Source organism: Flavobacterium sp. TC780, from assembly GCF_056783245.1.
Window position 1 is genome coordinate 1 of record NZ_JBXBAV010000147.1, and the last position, 6,354, is coordinate 6,354.

Genomic DNA, 6,354 nt, shown 5'->3' on the forward strand with positions numbered 1-6,354 from the left:
AAGGTTAATACATGCTCCTGTTGTTAGGGAGGCAGCACCTAACGTATGAGCTTTCTATAGAAGAACCTTTGCCTGGAAAACCATATGACTTGCCAGCAAATAGCACCTCATTTGTTACAGCGAGTTGCTAAAAATCAAGAAGGGGCTAGAGTAAAAACTACCGTGAGATTGCTCTACAGAATGGTAAATCAAATTGCAAAATATTATTACAATCAGTATAAACAAAATGAAGTTAGTAATTTGGCTATTTTGGTAATTGATGTTTCTAATAGAAATGTTGTAAGCTATGTTGGAAATTCTCCAACAGATAGAGATCATCAAAAAGATGTTGATATTATAGATGCACCAAGAAGTATGCAGGAAGTATTCTAAAGCCTTTGTTATATGCTGCGATGCTTGATGATGGTGAGTTATTGCCTAATACTTTGGTTGCCGACGTACCAACTCAAATTGCTGGATATACACCACAAAATTACAATTTAACATATGATGGTGCAGTGCCTGCTCATCGCGCATTATCTCGTTCTCTTAATATCCCTTCTGTCTTGATGTTACAGGATTTTGGAGTGAATAAGTTTTATGAAGAACTACAAAAGTTTAAACTAAAAAATATTTCAAAGCCAGCTGATCATTATGGATTGTCACTTATTCTTGGAGGAGCTGAAAGCAATTTATGGGATTTATGTCGCAGTTATGCAGGGATGTCATCAACAGTAAATTATTTTAATAAAAGCAATGGTAAATATCGAACAAATGAATTTACAGAACTGAATTATGAAAACGATTTTGAGCCTGATTTTGGCGACGAAAGTACTCAGAAGAATATCTTGGGTGCAGGTTCGATTTGGTTAACGTATAATGCTATGGAAGAAGTAAATAGGCCAGAAGGAGATGAAGCCTGGAAATTTTATGATAGCTCACTTAAGATAGCCTGGAAAACAGGTACAAGCTTTGGTAATCGTGATGCTTGGGCAATAGGAACAAATTCAAGATATGTAGTTGGAATTTGGGTAGGAAATGCAACAGGAGAGGGAAGGCCAACCTTAACTGGAGTTACAAGTGCAGCACCAATTTTATTTGATGTGTTTAATTTATTACCAAGGCAAAAATGGTTTGCTACTCCATACAAGGATTTGGAAGAGGTTGAGGTTTGTCGTTTAAGTGGATATTTAGCGAAAGAAGGTTGTCCTAAAATAAAACAATGGGTTACGTTAAAAGGGAAAATAACTTCAATTTGCCCGTATCATAAAACAGTACATTTAGATCAAACTGAAAAGTTTCAGGTAAATAGTAGTTGTGAAAGTATTGAAAATATAGTTGTGAAGAATTGGTTTGTTTTACCTCCTGTAATGGCATGGTATTATAAAAGTAAACATATTGAATATGTGCCGTTACCACCATTTAGAGATAATTGTGTAGGCACACAAACAGCTTCAATGGATTTTATTTATCCTAAAAGTAATAGTAAAATATATTTGACTAAAAATTTTAATAGCGAAGTACAGCCCGTAATTTTTAGAGTGGCGTATTCACAAAGAGAAAGCCAATTATTTTGGTATGTAGATAATGTCTACAAAGGAGTTACCAAAGTCTTTCATGAAAAACCAATAGTAATGACTGCAGGTCTTCATTATGTTACAGTTGTGGATGAATTAGGAAACGAAATTAGACGAAAAGTTGAGGTTGTACGGGAATAATATATGTTACATTATTTTTAACTTACAATAAGCATCGTTATTCTTGGTGATTCTAAAGGTAATCCCAAAAGTAAAACCTTTAATGACAGGAGTTTTTTCTCTGTTAAATGATGCGGAATAACCAAAACCTAAATCTATCATGTTTAAGAACGTTAAACCAGCCAATGCGTAAGTATTTTTATCCGAGCCTCCTGTTTTTATAAATAAGAACTCTTGGATATTATAAGATAAATGTAAGTCAGGTAAACCATAGTATTTACCATCATAACTAGTAATTCCATATCCTAAGCCTAAAAAAAGTTTGTTTTTATCTTTACAGTCTAAGCAAAATTCTAAACCGCCTGTAAATTGACTTTTGGTTGCAATTGAATAACCTGCATAAATGATTGGCCACTGAGGGATTCTGAATATTGAATTGTTGTTGTTTTGTTTGTATCTAAAGTCTGTTGATTGGACAAGGCTTTCATCTTCGTTATACCATTTAGATTGCCCGAGAAGGTATTTGCCTTCTTTATCTTTTGAAAAGCCATGAAATTGTAATTTGTCGTTTTTTAAATAATAGTCATTAATTACATAAACAGAATCAATATGGGCTATTTTATACCCAATAGCATTTTTTGTTTTTACTTTTTTTGTGTTAATTCTATAATAAACAGCTAATTCTTTGTCTGTGTTTTTCCAATTTTTGTCAAAAAAAATGGTGTCATTTTGAGCTAATGCTTTTGTAGAGAGTATAACAAAAGCTATTATGAAATAATATAAGTATTTTGTTAGGTGCATCTTTTATAATTTAAATCTAATTCAAATGTAAGAAAAACACGTTTGTTTGTGATGTTTTTTAGGAATGCTTATAATATTTTAAATTTTAATTTATAGGCACAAAAAAACCGCCAATCTTTCGAAAGGCGGTTTCTTGTTTTATTCTTTAATAACATTTCCGTCTTTATCGTAGAAATGATATTCTAAATACGTGTAAGCGTCACGAGGTATGATTTTTACCCATTTTTTATGTTCAAAAAACCATTTTGAACGTATTGATGGAAAACCTTTACTGAGGTATGCAGCCACAAAGGGATGTGTATTAAGCACAACTTTTTTGTGGGTTTTTAAAAGTCTGTCTAAATCAGATGATATCTTATCAATGATTAAAATTGGCGCTTCAATTTCACCATTTTCATTGTTAGGATCTTCTTCTCTAGTTTTAATATTAACTTCGGGTCTTACTCTTTGTCTTGTAATCTGAACTAATCCAAATTTGCTAGGAGGTAAGATTTTATGTTTTGCTTTATCGTCGCTCATTTCTTCTCGCAAGAAGTCGAACAGGGACTTTCCTATTTTCAGGATTAGACATATCGATAAAATCAACTACGATTATTCCACCCATATCACGCAAACGCAATTGTCTGGCAATTTCAGCGGCGGCAATCATATTCACTTCCATGGCTGTGTCCTCCTGATTAGTGGCCTTATTAGAACGGTTTCCGCTATTTACGTCTATAACGTGTAAAGCTTCAGTATGTTCAATAATAAGATAAGCACCTTTACTCATGGAAACGGTTCTACCAAATGAAGTTTTGATTTGTCTCTCTATATTGTATTTCTCGAAAATTGGAGTATCATTTGATTGATAAAACTTAACAATCGATTGTTTTGAAGGTGCAATTTCTTGCAGATAATCCTTCGTTTGATGGTACAACTCTTCATCATCAATTTGAATACCACTAAAGGTATCATTAAATACATCTCTTAATATTGAAGAAGCTCTATTGAGTTCTCCTAATACTTTGGATGGATGATGAGCAGTTGGTAATTTTTTACACATTGCAGTCCATCTGCTAAGCAGGTTCTGCAAATCTTTTTCTAATTCGGCTACGTTTTTGCCTTCGGCTACTGTACGAACAATAACACCAAATCCTTTAGGTTTGATCGATAATACAAGTTTTTTTAAGCGATCCTTTTCTTTTTTGTCTTCTATTTTTTGTGAAATAGAAACACGATCAGAAAAAGGAACTAAAACAATAAAACGTCCAGCCAAAGATAGTTCTGCACTAATTCTTGGACCTTTAGTAGATATTGGTTCTTTTACGACTTGTACTAAAACAGATTGATTAGCACTTAAAATATCAGTAATGGTGCCGTCTTTATCAATCTCTTTTTCAAACTGAAAGGTTTTTAGGGAGAAATCTTTTAATTTACCTGCGCTTACAAGTTTTATGAATTTCAGTTGGGAAGCTAAGTTAGGTCCTAAATCGTGATAATGTAAAAAGGCATCTTTTTCAAAGCCAACATTTACAAAAGCAGCATTAAGTCCAGCAACGGGTTTTCGTATTTTGGCTATGAAAATATCACCAACTTGAAAATTGCTTTTCTCTTCTTCCTTGTGTAATTCAATTAGTTTTCCATCTTTTAATAAGGCAAAATCTACGAAATCAGAACTTGATCTAATGATTAATTCTTTATTCATTTGTAAATTTTTATCCGAACTTTTTAGTTTTCAATTAACAGTTTTCAGTTCATAGTTTTTGCAACTCTTAAACTCATAACGTATAACTCATAACTGAATTGTTAGGATGGATTAAACAATATTTTTTAACAGGTATTGAACCCGGAGGAGTTAAGCTGGCAGTTTCAGTAGCAGTAGGCAGTTTTAGGCTGCAAACTGTAATTTCGTACTGAGACTGTCAAACTCCAATTTCAATGAACGTTTAAAAAGAAAAAAGTAGTTTAAAACTACTTTTTCTTTTTGTGGCGGTTAGCTCTCGCTCTTTTTTTACGTTTGTGCGTTGCTACCTTATGTCTCTTTCTTTTTTTACCACTTGGCATATCTTATCGATTTTATGATTAATTAATAGTATTATTTTGCTTCGTTATTTGTCTTTACTCCTTCTACAAAAACTTTTGCAGGTTTAAACGCAGGAATGTTGTGTGCCGGAATTTTAATAGTGGTATTTTTAGAAATGTTTTTTCCAGTTTTTTCAGCTCTGGTTTTTACAATAAAACTACCAAACCCTCTTAAATAAACATTGTCTCCAGTTTTTAATGAAGTTTTTACTTCATTCATAAAAGTCTCTACAGTTTCTTGAACGTCACCTTTTTCAAGACCTAATTTTTCTGAAATCTTCGCTACGATATCTGCTTTCGTCATTTTCTTTCCTATTTATAATGGTATACTATTTTTTGAGTTTGCAAATATAGGAATTAAAAAAACAAATATTCAAGCTAATTCGTTAAATTTTAATTACATAAACTTTTACTTTTGTTGTCTAATATTTAATGATGAGTTTTTCTAAACAATTGATAAAATGGTATTTACAAAATAAACGCGATTTGCCATGGCGAAATACTACCGATTCTTACCCTATTTGGCTATCAGAAATAATGTTACAACAGACCCGAGTAGCGCAAGGAATGCCTTATTTTTTGTCTTTTATAAAAGCATTTCCTACTGTTTTTGATTTGGCCAACGCCAATGAAGAGCAAGTTTTGAAACTTTGGCAAGGATTAGGGTATTATTCGAGAGCTAGAAATTTACATCAAACAGCACAGTTTGTAGCAAATGAATTAAACGGGGTGTTTCCTGGGACTTTACTGAGCTATTAAAATTAAAAGGAGTAGGAGAATATACAGCGGCGGCTATAGCATCATTTTCTTATAATGAAGCTGTTCCTGTTGTTGACGGAAATGTATTTCGTGTTTTATCACGTTACTTCGATGTTGAAACAGATATCGCTCTGGCTTCGACTAAAAAAGAATTTGCTGCTTTGGCTTATGAATTAATGCCGAAAGATAATCCTGCAATTTTTAATCAGGCTATTATGGAGTTTGGTGCATTACAATGTGTGCCTAAAAGTCCAAATTGTTTGGTTTGTGTATTTAATGATAGTTGTGCGGCTTTGCAGAAGAAAAAAGTTGATGTATTGCCAGTGAAATCTAAAAAGCTAAAAGTGACAAATCGGTATTTTAATTATCTGGTTGTTGAGGATGAATTAGGTAATACTGTTTTGCAAAAACGAACGTCAAAAGGAATTTGGCACAATTTGTATGAGTTTCCGTTGTTAGAAACTGATGCAGAAAAAGACTTTGATTTTGTGTCAACCTATATTAAGGAAGATTTTTTTACAGCCTATTCTATTATAGGTATAGAAGAATGGAATTCAAAAAGCATTATTCATAAATTATCACACCAGCATTTGCATATTAAGTTTTGGAAAATAAAAATTAATGAGACAATTTTAAATGGGATTAATGCTGTGGATTTAAAAAGATATCCTTTTCCGATTGTGATTCATAATTTTATCGAAAAGGGATAGGTTTTTTGAAGATTAAAAAATAAGACATTTTTTTGATAAAAACACTACAAGTTAACCTTTATTTTTTTTTGTTTTTTGTTTTTTGTAAATGGTTTATTACATTAGTACAATGAAAGGAATTAGTTCACAAATTAAAAAGAATAGAATTATGAAGAAGATTGGAAATTTATTGTTCTTGATAATAAATTATCAAGGTAAGAAATGAAAAATATTGTAGGAGGAGTTGATACAGGTCTGTCATTAGATCCTGGGCGTGAAGGTGGAAATTCAGCAGAGACTTGTAATGCTTATTCAAGTTGTCTATTGGAGGTGCTGCCTCCCTAACAACAGGAGCATGTATTAACCTT

The 6,354-nt window shown here is 32.3% G+C and carries 3 protein-coding genes and 3 pseudogenes; 3 read left to right on the top strand and 3 right to left on the bottom strand.

Annotated elements, in window-relative coordinates:
- Positions 1-41: 41 nt before the first annotated feature.
- Positions 42-1,697: pseudogene (locus AC1RYN_RS15685) on the top strand (penicillin-binding protein 1C); the annotation flags it as partial.
- Between the two features lie 6 nt (positions 1,698-1,703).
- Here AC1RYN_RS15685 and AC1RYN_RS15690 read toward each other — a convergent pair.
- From AC1RYN_RS15690 to AC1RYN_RS15700, 3 genes and pseudogenes are all read right to left on the bottom strand, one after another.
- The gene (locus AC1RYN_RS15690; protein ID WP_481807701.1) at positions 1,704-2,477 is read right to left on the bottom strand and encodes a hypothetical protein; all 774 of its coding nucleotides are present in this window, start codon (positions 2,475-2,477) and stop codon (positions 1,704-1,706) included.
- A gap of 138 nt (positions 2,478-2,615) precedes the next feature.
- A pseudogene (locus AC1RYN_RS15695) lies at positions 2,616-4,161 on the bottom strand (Rne/Rng family ribonuclease).
- 390 nt (positions 4,162-4,551) lie between these two features.
- Positions 4,552-4,842 carry an HU family DNA-binding protein gene (locus AC1RYN_RS15700; RefSeq protein WP_481807702.1) on the bottom strand — a complete coding sequence of 97 codons (291 nt, stop codon included), beginning with the start codon at positions 4,840-4,842 and terminating at the stop codon, positions 4,552-4,554.
- 131 nt (positions 4,843-4,973) lie between these two features.
- On the opposite strand from AC1RYN_RS15700, the pseudogene mutY reads away from it, so the two are divergent.
- Together mutY and AC1RYN_RS15710 are read left to right on the top strand one after the other, a co-directional pair.
- A pseudogene (gene mutY / locus AC1RYN_RS15705) lies at positions 4,974-6,007 on the top strand (A/G-specific adenine glycosylase).
- A gap of 201 nt (positions 6,008-6,208) precedes the next feature.
- Entirely contained in the window at positions 6,209-6,331 is a 123-nt protein-coding gene (locus tag AC1RYN_RS15710; protein WP_481807703.1) for a hypothetical protein, read from the top strand.
- Positions 6,332-6,354: the final 23 nt, after the last annotated feature.